This is a genomic window from Binatus soli (SeqCode), from assembly GCF_050015535.1.
GTDB lineage: Bacteria > Desulfobacterota > Binatia > Binatales > Binataceae > Binatus > Binatus soli.
The window spans coordinates 1-19337 of sequence record NZ_JBEKBF010000010.1; the positions used below are offsets into that span (position 1 = coordinate 1).

At 62.5% G+C, this 19337-nt stretch carries 20 protein-coding genes; 12 read left to right on the plus strand and 8 right to left on the minus strand.

Features of this window, described 5'->3' with window-relative positions:
- Window positions 1-183: 183 nt before the first annotated feature.
- From ABR989_RS09050 to ABR989_RS09060, 3 genes are read right to left on the minus strand one after another with little or no spacing between them, the layout of a single operon-like run.
- Window positions 184-606 (minus strand): secondary thiamine-phosphate synthase enzyme YjbQ, encoded by a 423-nt coding sequence (locus ABR989_RS09050; protein WP_428127956.1) that lies wholly within the window; start codon window positions 604-606, stop codon window positions 184-186.
- Window positions 607-663: 57 nt separating this feature from the next.
- Entirely contained in the window at window positions 664-1281 is a 618-nt protein-coding gene (locus ABR989_RS09055) for a hypothetical protein (protein ID WP_428127727.1), read from the minus strand.
- Window positions 1278-1862, minus strand: coding sequence for a hypothetical protein (locus tag ABR989_RS09060; protein WP_428127728.1), 585 nt, complete (start codon window positions 1860-1862; stop codon window positions 1278-1280). The genes ABR989_RS09055 and ABR989_RS09060 overlap by 4 nt, the downstream gene beginning before the upstream one ends.
- Window positions 1863-1919: 57 nt before the next feature.
- On the opposite strand from ABR989_RS09060, the gene ABR989_RS09065 reads away from it, so the two are divergent.
- From ABR989_RS09065 to gloB, 3 genes are read left to right on the plus strand one after another with little or no spacing between them, the layout of a single operon-like run.
- A complete protein-coding gene (locus tag ABR989_RS09065) occupies window positions 1920-2693 on the plus strand; it encodes an MBL fold metallo-hydrolase (protein WP_428127729.1) in 774 nt (257 codons plus the stop codon).
- Window positions 2694-2732: 39 nt separating this feature from the next.
- The gene (locus ABR989_RS09070; RefSeq protein WP_428127731.1) at window positions 2733-3506 is read left to right on the plus strand and encodes an enoyl-ACP reductase FabI; all 774 of its coding nucleotides are present in this window, start codon (window positions 2733-2735) and stop codon (window positions 3504-3506) included.
- 17 nt (window positions 3507-3523) lie between these two features.
- Entirely contained in the window at window positions 3524-4300 is a 777-nt protein-coding gene (gloB, locus tag ABR989_RS09075; protein WP_428127732.1) for a hydroxyacylglutathione hydrolase, read from the plus strand.
- 70 nt (window positions 4301-4370) lie between these two features.
- Here gloB and ABR989_RS09080 read toward each other — a convergent pair whose 3' ends face one another.
- Together ABR989_RS09080 and ABR989_RS09085 are read right to left on the minus strand one after the other, a co-directional pair.
- Window positions 4371-4799 carry a HemJ family protein gene (locus tag ABR989_RS09080; protein WP_428127734.1) on the minus strand — a complete coding sequence of 143 codons (429 nt, stop codon included), beginning with the start codon at window positions 4797-4799 and terminating at the stop codon, window positions 4371-4373.
- 17 nt (window positions 4800-4816) lie between these two features.
- Complete coding sequence (locus tag ABR989_RS09085; RefSeq protein ID WP_428127736.1) at window positions 4817-6031, minus strand: MFS transporter; 1215 nt, start codon at window positions 6029-6031, stop codon at window positions 4817-4819.
- A gap of 84 nt (window positions 6032-6115) precedes the next feature.
- On the opposite strand from ABR989_RS09085, the gene ABR989_RS09090 reads away from it, so the two are divergent.
- Window positions 6116-7450, plus strand: a complete 1335-nt coding sequence (locus ABR989_RS09090; RefSeq protein WP_428127738.1) for an acetyl-CoA hydrolase/transferase family protein — start codon at window positions 6116-6118, stop codon at window positions 7448-7450.
- A gap of 14 nt (window positions 7451-7464) precedes the next feature.
- On the opposite strand, the gene ABR989_RS09095 is transcribed toward ABR989_RS09090, so the two are convergent.
- Window positions 7465-7788, minus strand: coding sequence for an FtsB family cell division protein (locus ABR989_RS09095; RefSeq protein ID WP_428127740.1), 324 nt, complete (start codon window positions 7786-7788; stop codon window positions 7465-7467).
- A 677-nt stretch (window positions 7789-8465) separates the two neighbouring features.
- Between ABR989_RS09095 and ABR989_RS09100 the strand changes: the two genes are divergently transcribed.
- The 8 genes from ABR989_RS09100 (at window position 8466) to ABR989_RS09135 (ending at window position 17157) form a co-directional block, all read left to right on the plus strand.
- Complete coding sequence (locus ABR989_RS09100; RefSeq protein WP_428127742.1) at window positions 8466-9296, plus strand: alpha/beta fold hydrolase; 831 nt, start codon at window positions 8466-8468, stop codon at window positions 9294-9296.
- 44 nt (window positions 9297-9340) lie between these two features.
- Window positions 9341-10129, plus strand: a complete 789-nt coding sequence (locus tag ABR989_RS09105; RefSeq protein ID WP_428127744.1) for an enoyl-CoA hydratase — start codon at window positions 9341-9343, stop codon at window positions 10127-10129.
- 38 nt (window positions 10130-10167) lie between these two features.
- On the plus strand, window positions 10168-10632 hold the full coding sequence (locus tag ABR989_RS09110; protein WP_428127746.1) for a hypothetical protein: 465 nt from the start codon (window positions 10168-10170) through the stop codon (window positions 10630-10632).
- Between the two features lie 158 nt (window positions 10633-10790).
- Window positions 10791-12245, plus strand: a complete 1455-nt coding sequence (guaB, locus tag ABR989_RS09115; RefSeq protein ID WP_428127748.1) for an IMP dehydrogenase — start codon at window positions 10791-10793, stop codon at window positions 12243-12245.
- A gap of 359 nt (window positions 12246-12604) precedes the next feature.
- Window positions 12605-13795, plus strand: coding sequence for a D-alanine--D-alanine ligase family protein (locus tag ABR989_RS09120; RefSeq protein WP_428127749.1), 1191 nt, complete (start codon window positions 12605-12607; stop codon window positions 13793-13795).
- A gap of 6 nt (window positions 13796-13801) precedes the next feature.
- Window positions 13802-14440, plus strand: a complete 639-nt coding sequence (locus ABR989_RS09125) for a non-canonical purine NTP pyrophosphatase (protein ID WP_428127751.1) — start codon at window positions 13802-13804, stop codon at window positions 14438-14440.
- The gene (locus tag ABR989_RS09130) at window positions 14437-15648 is read left to right on the plus strand and encodes a glycosyltransferase (RefSeq protein WP_428127753.1); all 1212 of its coding nucleotides are present in this window, start codon (window positions 14437-14439) and stop codon (window positions 15646-15648) included. Before ABR989_RS09125 ends, ABR989_RS09130 begins: the two co-directional genes overlap by 4 nt.
- A gap of 3 nt (window positions 15649-15651) precedes the next feature.
- Window positions 15652-17157, plus strand: a complete 1506-nt coding sequence (locus ABR989_RS09135; protein WP_428127754.1) for a cyclic nucleotide-binding domain-containing protein — start codon at window positions 15652-15654, stop codon at window positions 17155-17157.
- A gap of 12 nt (window positions 17158-17169) precedes the next feature.
- Here the strand turns inward: ABR989_RS09135 and ABR989_RS09140 are convergent, their stop codons facing one another.
- Together ABR989_RS09140 and ABR989_RS09145 are read right to left on the minus strand one after the other, a co-directional pair.
- On the minus strand, window positions 17170-18435 hold the full coding sequence (locus tag ABR989_RS09140) for a VWA domain-containing protein (RefSeq protein WP_428127756.1): 1266 nt from the start codon (window positions 18433-18435) through the stop codon (window positions 17170-17172).
- A 17-nt stretch (window positions 18436-18452) separates the two neighbouring features.
- Window positions 18453-19325, minus strand: a complete 873-nt coding sequence (locus ABR989_RS09145; protein WP_428127757.1) for an AAA family ATPase — start codon at window positions 19323-19325, stop codon at window positions 18453-18455.
- Between the last annotated feature and the right edge of the window lie 12 nt (window positions 19326-19337).

The window sequence follows — 19337 nt, forward strand, 5'->3', positions numbered from 1 at the left end:
CCCGGCCTCGTGCTCGCGCAGCACCCCGATGATCTGCTCCTCGCTGAAGCGACTCCCTTTCATCGTCCGTCTCCTTTTCAGGCGACGGACTCTACCTCATTTCGGCTGAGTTTTCGGGGTGCAGGCCGGCAGAGCTGCTGCAGACCGCGACGTTGCAGGAGTCAGAATGAGTCTTAACGGAAACTACTCGCCGAGCACTTTGATCAGGATGCGCTTGGGGCGGCGGCCGTCGAACTCGCCGTAGAAGATCTGTTCCCACGGGCCGAAGTCGAGCTTGCCGGCAGTTATCGCGACTACCACCTCGCGGCCCATCACCTGGCGCTTATGATGCGCGTCGCCGTTGTCCTCGCCGGTGCGATTGTGATGATAGCGCTCGGGACTTGGGTCGTACGGCGCCAGCCATTCAAGCCATCGCTTGTAATCTTCGTGAAGGCCGGGCTCGTCGTCATTGATGAAGACCGAGGCGGTTATGTGCATCGCATTAACGAGGCAGAGACCCTCGCGCACGCGGCTTTCATTCACCGCCTCTTCAACTTCGCCCGTGATGTTCACGAAACCCATCCGATTGGGCACCTTCATGGTGAGATATTTCGTATGCGACAGCATGCGATAGTCCTCCGATGATTCGATCGATGCCACTGGCATCGTAGCAATTTTGCCGCGTCATTTGGCGGCGACGAACTTGGCGTAGCCGGTCAGGTCCTGGTCCGCGGTCGTATGCATCGGCATCGAGACTTCGCGGAGCACCGGGACCTTCTCGGTGATCGTTCCGGTCGCGGGCGCGTCCTTTGGCACCGTGATGACGCGCGTGCCGACGAAGCGGATCACCGTCGGCAGCATCCCGCCGGTATCGAGGTAGCGCGTCCGCGTCGCCTCGAAGACAGTATCGCTCTTGAACAGTTTCGAGCCCGCGCGAATCAGGTACTCGTTACCGGAGAGCGCGCGGACCAGCGTCGGTTGGCTCATCACATATAGATGTCCGACAGTCGGGCGCAGAAATCCGGGGTAGAGCGGATTGACGCCGAGCCAGTATGGCACGATGATGCGCCGGCCGGGCTTCCAATCGGTGAGACTGATGTGCGCCTCGTGATCGTTGTTGGCGAGAATGAAGTCCCGTCCGGCGAAATCGCGCATGATGTCGCGGCTCAACCGATCCTCGGGCGGCGTGGTTATCTCGCCGGTCGGTCCGAAGTCGAGCGCCTTATCGGGCGTGCATCCCGCGACGACCGCCGTGAGCGCAAACGCGAGCGCTACGACGATCGCCCTGCGCCAGAGAATCATGTCCGGTATCTCGCGTAGCTTGCCGGTATTGCGCCGCCGAGCGTCCATTTCATAGGCAATGAGACCTCGCGCAGCACGGGAATATTCACGGTCTTGCCGTCGGGGCGTTTGAATTCGCGCTTGCCGATATACTGAACGATGGTGGGCAAAATTTTTCCGGGCGCCAGATATCGCGTGCGCGTCGTGACGAACACGGTCTCCTGCTTTACCAGCGAGCTGCCCGCTTCGATCATCCATTCGCCGGGCGTGTCCAAAGGCTTTTCCAGCGCGGCCTCGCTGATGACGTAGAAATCGCCTTCTTTGGGCGCCATGACTCCGGGCACCAGGACGTTGACGCCGAACCAGAACGGCAGCTTGAGGAACTTATCCCTGGGCCAATCCGGCGGGCGCACTTCGGCGATTTGATTGTTGCCGCCGAGCACAAACGTACGGCCGCGAAAGTTGAGCTCGACTTCCTCGGCGCTGGCGAAGATGCGCGGCGGCGCCTTTAAGGGGGGCGCGGATTTTCCGCATCCTGCAATGGTGGCGACAATGACAGCGGCAGCGAACGCGAGAGCGCCTGCGGTCTTCACTTGTTTCATCGGCGGCGCTCCCTGGTTTGCGCGCATCCGCCGATGATATTAGCATAGGGCGCCGCAATGAATCCGAATCGCACGGCATCGAACGGTGCGCCGGTGACCGTGACTCTGTTGGGCACCGGAGATGCGTTCGCGAGTTTCGGCCGTTGCCAAGCAGGCTACCTGATCGATGCGCCTGGCGGGCGGATCCTGATGGAAGCGGGGCCCGGCCTGATGCCGGCGCTCAAGAGCCATGGCGTCGCGCCCGACAGCTTCGACCTGCTGCTCATCAGCCATCTGCACGGCGATCATTTCGGCGGCCTGCCGTTTCTGATCCTCGACTACATATGGGAGACGCCGCGCAAGAAGGTGCTGACCATTGCGGGTCCGGCCAGGCTCGAGCAGCGGACGTGGCTGCTGATGCGCACGATGTTCCCGCATTTCGAACTCGACAAAGTCAAGCACAAGCTGAAGTTCGTGGTGCTCGAGCCGGGCAGCTCGACGCGGCTGGGCAAGTTCAAGGTGAGCGCGATCCGCAGTCCGCACACCAAGCCCGAAATCTCGCTGTCGCTACGAATCGACGGCGGCGGGAAGTCGATAGTTTTTTCGGGCGACAGCGGCTGGAACGATGAGCTGGTGGAGCTGAGCGCCGGCGCCGATCTGTTCCTGTGCGAATGCACGTACTACGAGAGCGCTCATCTGAAGTTTCATCTCAACTACCCGCTGCTGGCGGCCAATCGCGACAAGTTCAAGGTGCGCCGAATGGTGCTGACGCATCTCGGGCGCGAAGTGCTGAGCCGCGAGGATGAGATCGATCTTGAAATGGGCTATGACGGGATGAAGATCGAAATCTGAGCCCGTGCGCGCGAATCGTCGCAGAGAAGGATACTCGCGATGGGTATAGTACAGGGCAAGCGGGCGTTGATCGTCGGCGTCGCAAACGACAAAAGCCTGGCATGGTCGATAGCGCAGACGCTGGCTGCGGAGGGCGCCGAGATCGCGCTGACCTACCAGGGCGAGATCCTGGAAAAGCGGGTCCGTCCGCTGGCGGCGCAAATCCAGGCGGACGTGATCGGCGAACTCGATGTGAACGACGACGCGCAAATCGCGTCCGTGTTCGCGGCGCTCAAGGAAAAATGGAACGGGCTGGACCTGCTGGTGCATGCGGTCGCGTTCGCCGAGCGCGAAGACCTGCGCGATCGATTTCTGACGGTCAGCCGCGCCAATTTTGCGAAGTCGATGGAAATCAGCGCCTACTCGCTGGTCGCGCTTGCCCGCGCCGCGGAACCGCTGATGGAAGCGCGCGGAGGCGGATCGATCCTGACGCTCAGCTACCTCGGCGCGGTCCGTGCGATCCCCAATTACAACGTGATGGGTGTGGCGAAGGCGGCTCTGGAAGCCTGCGTGCGCTATCTGTCGGTCGATCTGGGGGGCAAGAATATCCGCGTCAACGCGCTCAGCGCCGGGCCCGCGCGCACGCTCTCGTCGTCGGCGATTCGCGACTACCATTCGATGGCGCATGAGGTCGAGGCGCGCTCGCCGCTGCGGCGCGGGATGAAGATCGAGGAAGTCGGCAAGATGGCGGCGGCGGTGCTGAGCGATTTTTCGAGCGGCGTCACGGGCCAGACGCTTTACGTGGACGTGGGCTACAATATCGTCGGCGTCTAACCGCAAGGAGTATCGCGATGCCAATCGTCACCGTTGCGCAGCTATCGGACAACTACGCGTACCTGGTGATCGACGACGGCAGCAAGGAATGCGCGGTGGTCGATTGCGCCGAGGCCGACAAGGTGATCGCGGCGGCGAAATCGCACGGCGCGAAAATCGTCGCGGTGCTCACCACGCACTGGCACGGCGATCATTCCGGCGGCAACAACGACATGGCGTCCAGGCTGCCGGGAATCAAAGTGTACGGCGCGAGCGCGGAAGGCGGAAAGATTCCTGCGTTGAGCAATCCGGTGGCGGACGGCGACCAAGTCCGAATCGGCGCGCTCGAAGGCCGCGTGATCGGAATCCCGGCGCATACCAACGGACACGTCGCCTACTATTTTCCAACGCTCAGCGCGGTGTTTACGGGAGACACGATGTTTGTGGGCGGATGCGGGCGCGTGTTCGAGGGGAAAGCATCGACGATGGTCGCGTCGCTGAAAAAACTCGCGTCGCTGCCCGACTCGACCCAGGTCTATTGCGGGCACGAGTACACCGAAAAAAATCTACGCTTCGCGCTCACCCTGGAGCCCGGGAACGAGGCTCTGAAAAAGAAGCACCAGTGGTGCCTGAAGACGCGCGCGGAGAACAAGTTCACGATGCCGTCCACCATCGGCGACGAGAAGAAGACCAATCCATTTCTGCGCACCGAGAGCTCCGAGCTGCGCGCGAATCTGAAAAAGCGCGATCCGTCGGTGGGCGACGATCCGATCGCGATTTTTGCCAAGGTCCGTGAACTCAAGGACCATTTTTAGCAGGGGCCAGCCCCGGCACCCTTGCCCGGAACAAAAGAGCGACGACGAGAGCTGAAACTTCGGTTTGCGGCTAGAAGGGTTTGAGCACGACGAGCAGCAGGATCGCGATCAACAGCAGGCTCACCATCCCGTGGATGACGCGATACTCGCGACGCGATGACTGGCTCGGGTGATCCTCGAGGAACATGATCCGGCGATAAAACCGCACGTGATAAAAGAGCAGCACCGCGACCAGCAGCAGCTTCGCGTGGAACCATCCCTGCCGCAGCACCGCCGGCTCCATCAGGATCAGCAGAAGTCCAAGAACGATCGTGATTGCGGCTCCGAGGTTGGTCGCGGTCTCGAACAATCCGCGCGCCGCGCCGAGGAAGCGTTCCTTGGGCAGTCCGACTTCTTCGGGCACGCGTGCGAGCAGGCTGGCGACCATCAGCAGCCCGCCCATCCAGTAGATGACGCCGAAGATATGAAATGCGAGAATGAAGCCGCGAAGCGCGTGCATCGTGTTTCCCCGTTGCGTCAGGTCGCGCGGACATCGATTGCGCTGGTGGTCGCGAGCGCGAGCATAACGACTGCGCCGCCACCGATATAGGGCGCCGCGGGTCCCAGCAGTTGATACGCGAGTCCGCCCGCGATCGGGCCGCAGATGCGCGCGAGCGACATGGCAGACTGATTCACGCCCATCACTTCACCCTGCAAATCGCGGTCGGTGTTGCGCGAGATGAGGCTGGCGATCGACGGGCTTGCGAAACCGTAACCCAGGGAGACCGCCGCCAGCATCGCGAGCAACGCGCCGTGCGATGAAATCGAGCCCATCGGCGCCAACCCGACGATCATCGCGAGCAGTCCGATTTTCAGCAGCCGCACCTCGCCGATTCGGCCCACGATTTTGCCCAGCAGATAGCCCTGCGCCAGCGCCTGCATCAGGCCGGCGAAGGCGAGCAATACGCCGATGCCGAACGCGCCGTAACCGTAAACCGCGGGCACCATCAGCGCAAACGTCGCTTCGAGCGCGGACAACGAGAACGTCAGCAGAAATGCAATCGCGAACATCCGCGCCAGCCGATGGCGGATCAACTCGCGCGGGATTGCCAGCAGCGGCGCGATGAACTGGGCGAGGTCAAGCGGCGTGGAGCGATCGGCATGATGCGACTCGGGCAGTCTGGCCGCGGCGAAGATGAAATTGGCGAACGTCAGCGCACTGGCAAAGAACACCGGCACCCGCAAACTCGAATGGCCCATGATTCCGCCGAGCGCCGGTCCCAGCACGAAGCCGAGTCCGAACGCAGCACCGATGAGTCCCATTCCCTTGGCGCGATGCTCGTCATCGGTGGTGTCGGCGATGTAGGCCTGCGCGGTCGAAATCGTTGCGGCGCATGCGCCGTGCATCGCGCGCGACGCGAGCAGCCAGAAAAACGTTCCGGCAAATCCGTAAATCAAGTAGCCGATCGACGAGCCGAGCAATCCCAGCAGAAGGATCGGCCGTCGTCCGACGCGATCGGAAATCCGGCCGAGGATCGGCGCAAACACGAACTGCGTCAGCGAATATATCGAGAGCAGCAACCCCACTCCGACCGCGCCGACGCCCATTTTATGCGCGAACATCGGCAGGAACGGGATGACGATGCCGAAGCCGAGCAGGTCGATGAAGACGGTCAGAAAAAGTATCAGCCGCGAGGCCGCGGCAGGCTCGGCGCCGGTGGGCGCTTGCTTGACTGGTTCGATGCTTGGCATTGATTGAAGTACGCCGGTTGAAGAGAATCCTACGCCAGCCGCGCAGTCAAGCAAATCGACCGGAATCAATACGAGGGCTTACCGATGGCGACTTCCTACAAAGGAGAACTCAAGCGCAAAAAAATCAGCGCCGATGAGGCGGCGGCGCGGGTCAAATCCGGCGATTGGGTCGAGTACGGATTCGGACTCGGGCAGCCGGACTTGTTCGATCACGCGCTGGCCCGGCGAGTGCGAAAGCTCGAGCGCGTAAAGATCCGCGGATGCCTCGCGATGCGCCCGCGCGCGGCGGCCGAGGCGGATCCCGAACAACGTCATCTCGTTTACCTGTCGTGGTATTTTTCGGGGCTGGAAAGAAAGATGTACGATCGCGGCCTGGCGCATCATACGCCGATGAACTTCGGCGAGGCGCCCGACACCTATCGCCGCTTGATCGACGTGGACGTCGCGGTGTTGAAGACGGCGCCGATGGACGAGCACGGATTTTTCAACTTCGGCCCGTCGGTCACGTATCACAAGGCGATCAGCGAAAAAGCCAGGACCATGATTGTCGAGACTGACGCGAGCGTGCCGTACGTTTTCGGAATCGAAAACGCGGTGCATATAGATGATGTCGAGTTCGTGCTGGACGCGGGCGCATCCGAGATGCCGGAGCTGAAGTATCCCGCCGCGAGCGCGGTCGATCGGAAAGTCGCGGAACTAATCGCGCCGGAAATTGCCAGCGGCGCCTGCATCCAGATTGGGATCGGCGCGATGCCCAACGCGGTCTGCGAGCTGCTCGCGGTGGCTCCGATCAAGGATCTCGGCGTTCACACCGAAATGTTCGTCGATTCGCTGGTCTCGCTTTACCAGGCCGGCAAGGTGACCGGCGCGCACAAAGCGACCAACCGCTACCAGATGGCGTACACGTTCGCGGCGGGTTCGAAACGGATGTACGACTTTCTCGATCGCAACGCCGCATGCTTTGCGGGATCGGTCGATTACACCAACTTGCCGCATCGCATAATGCTCAACGACCGCGTGATCTCGATCTGCAACGCGGCGCAAATCGATCTCACCGGACAGGCGTGCTCCGAGTCGGCGGGAATCCGGCAGATAAGCGGCGCCGGAGGACAACTGCAATTCGTGCGCGGCGCGTACGACTCGCGCGAGGGCAAGTCATTTCTATGCCTCGCCTCGACCTACGAGCGCGACGGGCGGCGCGCCAGCCGAATCGTCGCGCGAATCGACGACTGCAACATCGTGACGACGCCGCGCACCGACGTGATGTACGTGGTGACGGAGTATGGGATGGTCAATCTGAAAGGCAAATCGGTTCCGGAGCGCGCACGCGCGCTGATCTCGATCGCGCATCCTGATTTCCGCGAAGAGCTGGAACGCCGGGCTCGCGAGTACCGGCTGGTCGCGCGCGCGGTTTTCTGATGTTCGCGAACAGTTCAGCGCGACGGCGTTTCGTGCTCGTCCTGGTCGGCGAACTTGTACACCAGTTCATCGGGGCGCGCGTAGCCAAGCTCGCGGCGAATGATGCGTTCGATATAGCGGTCGTCGGAACGAAGTTTCGCAATGCGAGTTCTGAACGCGGCGTTGTCCGTTGCCAGTTGATTGCGGCGCTTCTCCAATGCGGCGCGATGGCTCTGGAGGGCGACCAGGTCGCGGGGCCCCTGCTTGCCGAGCAGGGCGCTTAATAGCAGCATCACGAGAACCGCGCCGAAGATTAGGCTGAGCCACTCGCGTCGCAGTAGAAAGCTTAACCGCGTCATCCGGCCAATCGTAATTCAAGCGCCAGCCTGAGTTCAAGAGGTCTAATTTTTGAACGACATTCTAAACACCCGAAACAGACCGGTTCGGTTGCACTCTTTCGACTTTAAAATTTGTTTATAAATCGCCTCGCGGCTCTTGATTTCAGAATAACATGTTTCTATAATCGGCCCGAATCGATGAGGGATGAGCCCTCATCTATAAGAAAGGGTGCTTATCCAGCAGCAGCCTAGGAAGAGGAGGTACCTATGCCAGAGAGGAAGAAACGGGCCAAAAAGGCCACCAAGTCCAAACCGATGCGGAAGAGAAATATGGCTAAGAAGAAACCGGCCAAAAAGACCAAAAAGAAGTAACCATTTAACGAGTTTACCTTCGGGCCAATACCCCGAAGGCTGGCTAAGGCTGCCAGGATTGCTGCTGGATTAAGCCGAGGCTGAAAGGCCTCGCAACACGGGAGAGCCCCCTTGAAAGAGGGGGCTCTTTCCTTGTCTGGCGCTTGCTTGCGGGCGCGCACGTTCAACATGATAGGGTTCGATCGCCCCGAAGTTTCGCGAGCCTCATGTCCGAGCCGGCAAAAGATTTTGACGCGATAATTGTTGGCGCGCGCGCCGCCTTTCCGTCGTTCGGATTCACGCGCCTGATGGCGGCAGCGGCGCGGGCCGCATAATTCGGCAGACCAGTGGACGACGTCGAACTGGGCCGCTTCCCCGCGCAATGCGAGCGCCCCGAGCCGGTCAAGTTTGCATGGCCCATCGTGCTGCTGCCCGAACTTTTCACCACGCCGCGGCATCTTGCGCTGGTGTTCGGTTATCTCGCGTCGATCGGATGGGAAGTGTTCGTTCCGGATCTGCGCGCTGCGGTTGGCAAAGGCTCGACGCCTCCGCTCGAGAAACTTCGCTTCAATGACTTGGCCGCGTTGGCCGGCGAAGCGATCGACGGGATTGGCCGCGATGCAGTCGTGGTCGGTCACGGCGTCGGGGGATTGGTCGCGCTCAAACTCAGCGAGCATCGTCGAGTGAAGGCCGCGGTCGCATACGCGCCGCTGGCGCCGGGCTTTCGCACGCCGCTGGTGGGCGGAATCGCGAATCGGCTCGCGATGCGGTGGCGGCTGCCGATCAAGCCGCCGCGCGGCAGAATATTGTTCGAGTTGATCGCCGATTCCGATCCTTTCACTCGCGACGGTTTAATAAATGGGATGGCGCCCGATTCGGGCGCGATCGCCGCCGACGTAATGGCCGGCGCGATCGAGTTTGCGCCGCCGGACAAAGCCGCCCCGCGCCTGGTTGTAGCGGGCGACTCGGACATCTTCGCGCCGCTTGCGCGGACCTCAAAATTTGCAGAGTCGATCGGCGCGAAGTTGGCGACGATCGCCGGCCGCGGGCATTGGCTGATTGGCGGACGCGCGCTCGAACGCGCGATCAACGAGACGCAGCGATTCCTGGTGCGCGCGCTCGGCCAGGATTTGCTGCTGCTCTATCCCGAAGAATGGAAAAACGATCCGGGCGATTAGCAGGCGGTTTGAAAAGTAAGAGAATGGAAAGCAGGTGAAACGCGATGGCAAATGAAACTGCGCAGAAGAATCTGATCGTCGAGGAAGAAGCCGGGCTGGTCACGCTTACGATGAATCGTCCCGAGAAGCGCAACGCGCTCTCGACTGCGATGATGACGGAACTGACAGCCGAGCTTCGCGCGATCGGCAAACGGGTCGATGCGCGCGCCGTGATAATCGCGGGCAACGGCCCCGCATTCTCGGCCGGTCACGACCTGGGCGAACTGAAGGGGCGCGACCTTGCATTCTACCGATATGAATTCGATCTGTGCGCGCAACTGATGCAAACGATTCAGGCAATTCCGCAGCCGGTGATCGCGCGCGTGCATGCGATCGCCATCGCCGCGGGATGCCAGCTTGCGGCGACGTGCGATCTCGTCGTCGCCGGCGAGAGCGCGAGTTTCGCGACGCCGGGCGTGAGGATTGGACTGTTCTGCTCGACGCCGATGGTTGCGCTGACGCGCGCAGTCGGACGAAAGCATGCGATGGAAATGCTGCTGACGGGGCAATCCGTCAATGCGCGCACGGCGGCCGATTGGGGACTCGTGAACAGGGTGGCGGCCGACGCGGAGTTGGTCGCCGAGACGCGCAAGCTCGCGATGCAGATCGTCGAGGCAAGCCCGCTCATCATTGGGATCGGCAAGCAGGCGTTCTACGCGCAGATCGATCTCGATACGGCCAACGCGTACGATTACACGAAGGAAGTGATGAGCCAGAATGCGATGGCGGCGGACGCGCAGGAAGGCATCGCCGCATTCCTCGAAAAGCGCAAACCCGTGTGGTGCGGAAGGTGAATACGAACAAGCTTAACTTACGGGAGGGTCACAAAAGTATGGAGTTGCGACGAATCCTTGGGATAATTGCGGGAGCAATTGGGATACTTCTGGTCTGCTGCTTGCCGGCGTCGGCAAACGACCTTTGCTTTACCCTTGGCTCGAATGTGTACTTTACCAGCGTGTCGATCCCGTCGAAGAATCAGTGTGAAACGTTCTCCTTGGCTGCCAAGGCCCCCTCTTTCCCTGGTTATCTTGCAACCGGCTCGATGTGCTTGAGTTCCAACGGGACGACGGTGCTTCTTAACCTGTCCGACGGCTACTTCAATGGGACGGAATCGATACAGGGAACGTTCAACAAGAACACCGGCGCCGGGACCGTTAGTGATTGCACTGCGCCGGAAGGTAATCCCAACAAATGCTCGACGGCCGATGTCACTGTCAAGACATGCGCTACCCAGTCGATACCGGCCGCCGAGTTTGACCCGGCCCCGAAACTGGTGAATTCGTCTGTGGGCGACTGACGCAGCCACCCCCGTATTGATCGGGGGCGCGACGCTTGTTAATGTCGCATATGGCGCATCTGAATAAACGGACTGCGTATAAAAACTGAAGGCAGAAATGAGCCCGCGGGAAATCCGCGGGCTCTTTCTTTTTTTACCGCCCAAGGAGGGTCAATCAAATGGCGCATCAGGAGCTCCGCGAAGCACTTACCTACGACGACGTTCTATTGCTGCCGCAGTCGTCCGACCTGCTGCCGGCGAATTGCGACGTCTCGACCGCGCTGACGCCCAAAATCCGCCTGCGCATCCCGCTCGTATCGAGCCCGATGGACACCGTCACCGAATCGCGCACCGCGATCGCAATCGCGCAAATGGGCGGGATCGGCTTTGTGCATCGCAATCTTTCGATCGAAGAGCAGGCCGTCGAGATCGAGACCGTCAAGAAATATGAAAGCGGAATGATCGTCGATCCGATCACCGTCAGTCCAGAGCAGAAAATCGGCGAGGCGGTGGCCGTGATGGAACGCTACCGGATTTCCGGGCTGCCGGTCGTCTCGGACGGCCGCCTGGTCGGAATTCTGACCAATCGCGATCTGCGCTTCGAACGGCGCCTGGACAAGCAGGTGCGCGACGTGATGACGAGCAAAGTGATCACGGCGCGTCCCGGTATCGACCTCGAACACGCCAAGGAACTCCTGCAAGCGCATCGGATCGAGAAGCTGCCGCTGGTTGACGACCAGAATCGGCTGCGCGGGCTGATCACCGTCAAGGACATGGACAAGGCGATTCGGCATCCCCACGCGAGCAAGGATCAGATGGGGCGGCTGCGGGTCGGCGCTGCGGTCGGAGTCGGTCCGGAGCGCGAGGCGCGGGTGGCCGCGCTGCGCCGTGCGGGCGTCGATGTCATCTGTATCGATACGGCGCATGGGCATACCCGCAACGTGATCGACGCGATCAAGGCGACCAAGCTCGAATGGCCCGAGGTCGAAGTCGTGGCCGGAAACGTCGCGACCAGCGAGGGCGCCAAGGCGCTGTGCGACGCCGGCGCCGACGCGCTCCGGGTCGGGATGGGTCCCGGATCGATTTGCACGACGCGGGTGGTGTCGGGAGTCGGCGTGCCGCAGATCACGGCTATCATGGACACGATCGCGATTGCCGAGCCGCGCAACATTCCGGTGATTGCGGACGGCGGAATCCGGTTCTCGGGCGATATCACCAAGGCCCTGGCGGCCGGCGCAAACAGCGTGATGATCGGCTCGCTGTTCGCGGGCACCGAGGAGAGCCCCGGCGAGACGATTCTCTACCAGGGGCGCACTTACAAACTTTATCGCGGGATGGGATCGATTGCCGCGATGAATGAGCGCACCGGAGATCGTTACGGGCAGCTCGCCGTGACCGACGGCAAGCACGTGCCGGAAGGAATCGAGGGCCGCGTACCGCATCGCGGCTCGCTGGCCTCGAATATCGAGCAGCTGGTGGGCGGGTTGCAATCCGGGATGGGCTACGTGGGCGCGGCGAACCTGGCAGAGCTGCGCAAGCGGGCGCGCTTCGTCAAGGTCAGCGACGCCGGAGTGCGCGAGAGCCACGTGCACGACGTCTTTATCACCAAGGAAGCGCCGAACTACCGGCAATAGCAGGGGTGAGCAGGGCTGAGCCCTGCACCCAGTATTAAGGCCGCCCGCCGTTGTCCCGAGGTGGCCGGCTTGCGCCGGCATGAAGGAAGAATCACCTGCGCGGTGGGCGGCAGGGGCTGCGGCCCCTGCACCCGCAGTGAGAAGACGCGAAAATCTGCGCAGCGCATCTTTTCGCGACTATGCGATGTAAGAGCCCGCGGGCGCGCGGCCAGGGGTCAGCCCTGCACCCGACGGTAAGATAAAGATGCCGGCCTCGCCCTGTTGGAAGTTTTTTGGGTGTCCTGAGCGGCCTTGATACTCGAACCTGCGGTCGCGCCATGTCAGAATCTTCGCCATCAAGCGGGCGGCGATCCGGCACGATGGCAAAAAAAAAGCGACTCAGGGTGGGCGTCCTGTTTGGAGGACGCTCGAGCGAGCATGAAATTTCGCTGCGCTCCGCGCTGACCGTGATGTCGGCGATGGATCCGGCGCGGTACGAGATTGTTCCGATTGGGATTGGCCGCGACGGGCGCTGGTATCTCGAGCACAATGCGCTCAAGCTGCTCGCCGAAAAGACGCCGCATCTTGCGGCGCTCGGCGCCGGCGGCACGCAGGTGACGCTGCTGCCGCATCCGGAAGGACAATCGCTGGTCGCGACGCCGGCAGACGGCGCGCGCGGCGAAATGACACGCACACCAGATGCGATTTCAGGCGCGCTCGACGTGGTGTTCCCGGTGTTGCACGGCACTTACGGCGAGGACGGCACCGTGCAGGGGCTGCTCGAGTTGGCGGGAATCGCATACGTGGGAGCGGGCGTGCTTGGCTCGGCGATCGGGATGGACAAGGACGCGCAGAAGCGCCTCCTGCGCGACGCCGGCGTCGCAGTGGTCCGATATTTCGCGATCGATCGGGCCGACTACCGCGACACTCCGGAGCTGGGGGCGCGGCTGGCGCGCAAACTTGGCTATCCCGTGTTTGTCAAACCCAACGCGCTGGGATCATCGATCGGAATCAGCAAGGTGAAGCGCGCCGCCGATCTCAACGCCGCTCTCGACGACGCTTTCCAATACGATCGCAAGGCGCTTATCGAGGCCTCGTGCGAAGGCCGCGAGTTCGAGTGCTCGGTGCTTGGCAACGATCGTCCCGAAGCGTCGGTTCCCGGCGAAGTCCTGGTCAAGGGTGCGCATGAGTTTTACGACTACGAGTCGAAGTACGTCGATCCCGACGGCTCCGCGACAAAAATTCCTGCCGAGGTGCCGCCCGCCAAGGCGAAGAAGTTGCGCGCGATGGCGGTGTCGGCGTTCAAGGCGTTGTCGATCCGCGGGATGGCGCGTGTCGATTTTCTCGCGAGCCGCGATTTGCGCGAGATCTACGTGAACGAGGTGAATACCATCCCCGGCTTCACAGCCATCAGCATGTATCCGAAGCTGTGGGAGGCGTCGGGCTTGCCATTGCCCGAGCTTATCGATCGGTTGATTGAGCTGGCGCTCGACGAGCATCGCGAGCGCGCCTCGCTCAAGATTACGTACCATCCAAAGTCGCCTGCAAAGCCCGACGACTCGGCCGATTAGATGGCGATGCGGCGGCTACTGATTGCAACTGCGAACCGGGCGAAACTTGCTGAGTACCGGTTGATCCTGCGCGGCATCGATCTCGAACTGGTGTCGCTCGCCGAGCTCGGAATTTCAGAGAGTCCCGAGGAGACGGGAGCGACTTTCACCGAGAACGCGTTGATCAAGGCGCGTTTCTACTTCCAGCGCGCGCGGATTGCGACGCTGGCTGACGATGGCGGACTCGAGATCGACGCGCTCGGCGGGGAGCCTGGCGTCCGGTCGCATCGATGGCTCGGTTCGGGTGGCGATGATTCGGATCAGGCGCTGGTCAACGAAGTTATCCGCCGGATGAAGGGCGTCGAGGCCGGGCGGCGGGCAGCGCGAATTCGCGCCACGATCGCGTTGATATACGAGGAGGGCGGCGCGATCCGCGAGAAGACGGCCGAGGGCGCCATCGAAGGTGCGATCGCCGAGCGCGCGTACCGGGAAATTCGCGCGGGATTTCCGTATCGCGCGGTACTGGTCATTCCCGGGCGCAACTGTTATCTGGGCGAACTCGGCGATGAGCAAGAGGCCCAAATCAGCCAGCGGCGGATTGCGGTGTCCAAGTTGCGGGACGAGCTCGAGCGGATAGCCGCAGGCCGCGGAGCCCAACTATCATGATCGAGGAGCGCGGGGTTAAGATCGCCACGCAAAAGGTGCAGCGCAAGCGCAAGGGCAAAGTCGTGGTGCTGCATCTGGCAGCGCGGTACCCGTTCGCGGGGGTGATTTGGCAATTGGTTCATCACTTGCTGGGACTGAGCCAGCTTGGTCTCGACGTTTACTACATCGAGGATCATCGCGCTTACGTGTACGATCCGACGATCGAAACCACCACCACGGATCCGTCGCGCAACCTGAAGGTCCTGGGTCGCGTGCTCGAGCGCTTCGGCTTCGGCGAGCGGTGGGCTTTCCTGGACTCGGTGAAAGAGCAATACGTCGGGATGTCGCGCGAACGATGCATGGATCTGTTTCGCGACGCCGACGCGATAATCAATCTGTGCGGTGCTACCGAGCCGCGTCAGGAGCACGAGCGCAGCCGCTGCCTGGTGTACCTCGAGACCGACCCGGGGGTGATGCAGCTCGAGCTCATGCGCAAGATTCCGACCACCACGGCGTTTGCCAAATCGCACAAATTGTTTTTCACGTATTGCTACAATATCGGCGCGCCCGATTGCCTGCTGCCCACGGCCGGCCTCGATTGGCATCCGACCCGTCCGCCGGTGAATCTCGAACAGTGGCATCCGGGCGTCGGAGCGGCCGAGCCGCCTGCGTTCACGACCGTCGGCACGTGGCAGAATAGCGGCAGCGACATGGAAATCGCGGGCGAGACCTACCACTGGTCCAAACATCTGAATTTTCGCAAGGCGCTCGAGGTCGCGGCGCGCGCGAATCAGCCCATCGAGATCGCCACCAACCTGACCGGCGGCGCCGACTACGAACGCGCGATCGCCGGGGGATTCAGCATCACGCCGGCGGTGCCGATGTCGCTCGATGTCGATGCTTATCGCGAGTACATCAGCCGGTCGCGCGGTGAGTTCACGGTCGCGAAGGACATCTACGTGAGGACGCGCACCGGATGGTTCAGCGATCGCACAGTTTGCTATCTGGCGGCCGGGCGTCCGGTGGTCACGCAGCGCACCGGGTTTGAAAAGTTCATTCCCACCGGCGCGGGACTGCTCGGGTTCGACACGCCGGACGAAGCGGTCGATGCGATCGGGGAAATCAACGCCGACTATGCGCGCCATGCGCGGGCCGCGCGCGAGATAGCAATCGAGTATTTCGACGCGGTGAAACTGCTCGACGAAGTCGCGGTGGCCGCGGGGATCTGAACGATGGCTCCGACACCCCTCCAGACGATGCTGGGATTGACCGTGCTGCACCGCGATTTGCGCGGCTTTGTCGAAAGCGTGCTGGTCCTGATCGGCCTGCTGGGCGCCTTCGCCGTGCGCCGGCGCAAGCGCGCCTTGACGCAGACGACGTTCCTGCTGCTGTCGGGCAGCGTTCTGATCGACGCAGGTTCGCGCTTCATCCCGAACGACACCGTCGCCGAGAAGGTCGCCGCCGCGGCCTTCGTACTGTTCCTGTTCGGCGCGATCCGGCTGGTGCTCGAAGCCGTCGACGCGATGACGCGCCGCCGCAGGGTCCACTTCTCGACCATCGGCAAGGACGTGCTGATGCTCGTGCTGTGGTTCGTGGTTCTGATGGCGGTGCTGTACACCGACTTTGGCGTGCAGCCGCTCTCGATTCTGACCACCACGACTGTGTTCGCGGCCGTGCTCGGTTTCGCGCTGCAGGAGACCCTGGGCAACATCTTCAGCGGCCTGTCGCTCTCGATGGGGCACCCTTTCGAGCCGGGCGACTGGATCCGCAGCGGCCAGTATGTCGGGCGCGTCAAGGGAATCGCATGGCGTGCGACGACGATCGTAACGCGCGCCAACGAGCGGCTCGAGGTTCCCAACTCCGTGATTGCCAAGGACGTGCTGTTCAACTATGCCACCGGCGCCGTGCGTGACGAAATTACAGTCGGAATCAGCTACGACGTAGCGCCCAATCATGTGCGCGAAGTCGTGGTCACTCTGCTGCGCGACGTGCCGCAAGTGATGCGCGAGCCGCCGCCCGAAGTTCTGGCGTGGGACTATGGCGATTTCTCGGTTCAATACCGGATCAGATACTGGATCGAGGACTACGGCGTGCAGGAACACGTGCGCGATCGCGTCGCCTCGAGCCTCTGGTACGCGCTCAGACGCCATTCGATCGAGATTCCGTTCCCGACCCGCACCGTCCATGTGCGCGACGCGCGCCAGGACGAAGAAGACAGAGCCGACGCAGACTTCGAGCGGGAACTGATGGCCGACCTGCGCCATGTCGATTTCCTGCGCGGGCTGAACGACGACGAGCTTCGATTGCTGGCGGCGACCGTAGCGGTGCGCCAGTTCGGCGCGGGCGAGATGCTGATGCGCGCCGGCGAACAAGGTGACTCGATGTTCATCGTGCGCAGCGGAACGGCCGAAGTTTTCGCCAACAGCGCCGACGGTCAAACGCGCCACATTGCCAATTATGCCCGCGGCGATTTCACCGGCGAGATGGCGCTGATGACGGGCGAACCGCGCAGCGCAAGCGTGCGCGCGATCACCGACCTGGAAGTAATCGAGATGGGCCGCGAGGGATTGACGCGCCTGTTCAAGGAGCATCCCGACGCGGCGGCCGGCATCGGCGATATTGTTGCTGCACGAAACCGGGTCCGGCTGGAAAAGCTCTCATCCGGCGCGACGCTGGACGGCAAGGGCGGCACGCATCGATGGTTGCTCGCCAAAATGCGCGAGCTGTTCGACTTCTGATCATCCCAGGCGCTAGGCGATTGCGGCCAGCGCGACTTGAAGCTCGCGGAGATTTCGCGACGGCACTATCGCGTTCACTTCGCGCGCGTATTGTTTAATCGCACTGTCTCCCGTGCCCCAGCGCGCAGGATCTTCCGGATTCAGCCACACCACGGCGCGGCAAGCCCGCACGATCTCGCGGACCAGGTCGGCGCGCGCGGGCAGCCGGTTGTTGCGGCCGTCGCCCATTATCACGACGATCGTGCCGCGAGTCAGCAATCCGGTTCGGCGCTCCCAAAGCTCGCCGAGCACGCGGCCGAAATCCGAGCGCGCGTAAAGGTCCAGCGCGGGCGTCATTACCAGGTGTCCATCCTCGAAGTCCGCCTCGGCCAGATGGTCCACGTACACGAAACTGCTGACGCGGCGGAAGCATCCGCGCGCGCCCGCCATCAATTCGAGCATCAACTGCGCCGCGTAGCGGACGGAACCCGAGATGTCGGCCAGGATTACGAGATCGACATGGCGTGGACGCCGCGCGCGGAAGTTGAGATCGATTAGCGCGCCGCCGCGCTGTAGCGCCGCGCGAATCGTGCGCCGGAAGTCGATTCTGCCGGTCCGCGCGAGTCGCAGCCGCCGTCCCAGCCGAATCCGGAAGCGGCGAATCAGCGGCGCGAGCGCGTCGCGCGCCTCGTCGTAGTCGAGGTCGGAGAATTTGTCGAACGGCATCCGCTCGATCGCGCGGATTCGCGCAACGCGCGTCGCGTCGATGCCGGGCGTCGGCGATTCCTCGGGCGTATCCGCCGCGCGATGCTCCTGGCGGCCGCGCATCCGATCGGAATGGCGCTGGCCGTCTTTGCTTTCTTCGGCGTCTTTTCCCTTTTCAGTGTCTTGGCGCCGCGCCGCCGCTGCTTTCTTTGCAGGCTTCGCTTCTGACGCCAGCGAAAGCGATTTCTCATCGCGAGGGTTCGCGAGCGCATCGTCGCGCGGCAACGCAAACGGCTCCTCGCCGGGACGGTCGCGGCCCGCGCCAGCCGAGACCTGCTCGCCGCGTTGCTCGGGATGCTCGCCGCGATTTGCCCGTGGCGCTGCGAAAAAACGGTTGAACGATTCGTCGAAGGTCGCGCGGTCGGCTTCGTCCTTGATCAATGCCGCCGCCAGCGCCTCGTGCATCCGCGCGCGCTCGAGCCCGACGGCCGCGACCGCGTTCATCGCATCGATCGATTCCGCAACCGAGATTCTGACGCCGGCGGCTCGCAGCGCGGCGATGAAGCGGACGAGCTGATCGCGAAGCCGGGCCATCTAGCAACGTCGCGGATTCATCGCGTACGCGGCGCGAGCGCCGAGGCTTTCGACTCGACCTTGGCGCGATCGTCCTCGTGCTTGAGCAGCACGCCCAGCGCCGTGCGCACCGCGTCGGTATCCAGTTCGCGCACGCCCAGGCGCACCAGCGCGTGCGCCCAGTCCAGGGTCTCCGCAATCGACGGGGGCTTGCGAAGTCCGAGTTTGCGGATCGCGCTGACAAAACGCGCCGCCTCGGCCGCCAGCTTCGCGTCGAGCTCGGGCACCTTGAGCTCGATGATTTTTCGCTCCTGCTCGGCGCCCGGAAAATCGATGAACAAATGCAGGCATCGGCGGCGCAGCGCCTCCGACAGTTCGCGCGCGCGATTCGATGTCAAAATCACCGCCGGCCGTTCGTGGGCCTTCAACGTTCCCAGTTCGGAAACAGTTATCTGGAAGTCGGAAAGCAATTCCAGCAGAAAGGCCTCGAACTCCTCGTCGGCTTTGTCGATCTCGTCGATCAACAACACGACCCGGCTCGGCGCGGTGATCGCCTTGAGCAGCGGACGCTCGAGCAGGTAGTCGCGCGAGAAGATGTGCTCGCTCAGTTCCTCCCATCGCAGCCCCTGCTGCTCGCCGGCCTGCATGCGCAAAAGTTGTTTCTGATAGTTCCATTCGTACAGCGCGCGCGCCTCGTCGAGTCCTTCGTAACATTGGAGCCGGATGAGCTCGGTGTGGAGGATTTCCGCGATCACCTTGGCGACTTCGGTCTTGCCCGCGCCGGCGGGACCCTCTATCAGGAGCGGCTTTTCGAGCGCGAGCGCCAGGAAGATCGCCGTCTCGACGCGCTCGTTGGTGACGTAGCGGGCGCGCTTGAGGCCGTCGGAGATCTGTTCGCGCGTCAGCATCATCTTCAATTTCCC

What these genes read in the sequence shown, in the direction of transcription:
- ABR989_RS09080 (WP_428127734.1), bottom strand. Translation starts at nt 4,799, where the DNA reads ATGCACGCGCTTCGCGGCTTCATTCTCGCATTTCATATCTTCGGCGTC.
- ABR989_RS09050 (WP_428127956.1), bottom strand. Translation starts at nt 606, where the DNA reads ATGCTGTCGCATACGAAATATCTCACCATGAAGGTGCCCAATCGGATG.
- ABR989_RS09125 (WP_428127751.1), top strand. Translation starts at nt 13,802, where the DNA reads ATGCGGCGGCTACTGATTGCAACTGCGAACCGGGCGAAACTTGCTGAG.
- ABR989_RS09090 (WP_428127738.1), top strand. Translation starts at nt 6,116, where the DNA reads ATGGCGACTTCCTACAAAGGAGAACTCAAGCGCAAAAAAATCAGCGCC.
- guaB (WP_428127748.1), top strand. Translation starts at nt 10,791, where the DNA reads ATGGCGCATCAGGAGCTCCGCGAAGCACTTACCTACGACGACGTTCTA.
- ABR989_RS09110 (WP_428127746.1), top strand. Translation starts at nt 10,168, where the DNA reads ATGGAGTTGCGACGAATCCTTGGGATAATTGCGGGAGCAATTGGGATA.
- ABR989_RS09095 (WP_428127740.1), bottom strand. Translation starts at nt 7,788, where the DNA reads ATGACGCGGTTAAGCTTTCTACTGCGACGCGAGTGGCTCAGCCTAATC.
- ABR989_RS09105 (WP_428127744.1), top strand. Translation starts at nt 9,341, where the DNA reads ATGGCAAATGAAACTGCGCAGAAGAATCTGATCGTCGAGGAAGAAGCC.
- ABR989_RS09145 (WP_428127757.1), bottom strand. Translation starts at nt 19,325, where the DNA reads ATGATGCTGACGCGCGAACAGATCTCCGACGGCCTCAAGCGCGCCCGC.
- ABR989_RS09065 (WP_428127729.1), top strand. Translation starts at nt 1,920, where the DNA reads ATGAATCCGAATCGCACGGCATCGAACGGTGCGCCGGTGACCGTGACT.
- ABR989_RS09085 (WP_428127736.1), bottom strand. Translation starts at nt 6,031, where the DNA reads ATGCCAAGCATCGAACCAGTCAAGCAAGCGCCCACCGGCGCCGAGCCT.
- ABR989_RS09135 (WP_428127754.1), top strand. Translation starts at nt 15,652, where the DNA reads ATGGCTCCGACACCCCTCCAGACGATGCTGGGATTGACCGTGCTGCAC.
- gloB (WP_428127732.1), top strand. Translation starts at nt 3,524, where the DNA reads ATGCCAATCGTCACCGTTGCGCAGCTATCGGACAACTACGCGTACCTG.
- ABR989_RS09070 (WP_428127731.1), top strand. Translation starts at nt 2,733, where the DNA reads ATGGGTATAGTACAGGGCAAGCGGGCGTTGATCGTCGGCGTCGCAAAC.
- ABR989_RS09130 (WP_428127753.1), top strand. Translation starts at nt 14,437, where the DNA reads ATGATCGAGGAGCGCGGGGTTAAGATCGCCACGCAAAAGGTGCAGCGC.
- ABR989_RS09060 (WP_428127728.1), bottom strand. Translation starts at nt 1,862, where the DNA reads ATGAAACAAGTGAAGACCGCAGGCGCTCTCGCGTTCGCTGCCGCTGTC.
- ABR989_RS09140 (WP_428127756.1), bottom strand. Translation starts at nt 18,435, where the DNA reads ATGGCCCGGCTTCGCGATCAGCTCGTCCGCTTCATCGCCGCGCTGCGA.
- ABR989_RS09120 (WP_428127749.1), top strand. Translation starts at nt 12,605, where the DNA reads ATGGCAAAAAAAAAGCGACTCAGGGTGGGCGTCCTGTTTGGAGGACGC.
- ABR989_RS09055 (WP_428127727.1), bottom strand. Translation starts at nt 1,281, where the DNA reads ATGATTCTCTGGCGCAGGGCGATCGTCGTAGCGCTCGCGTTTGCGCTC.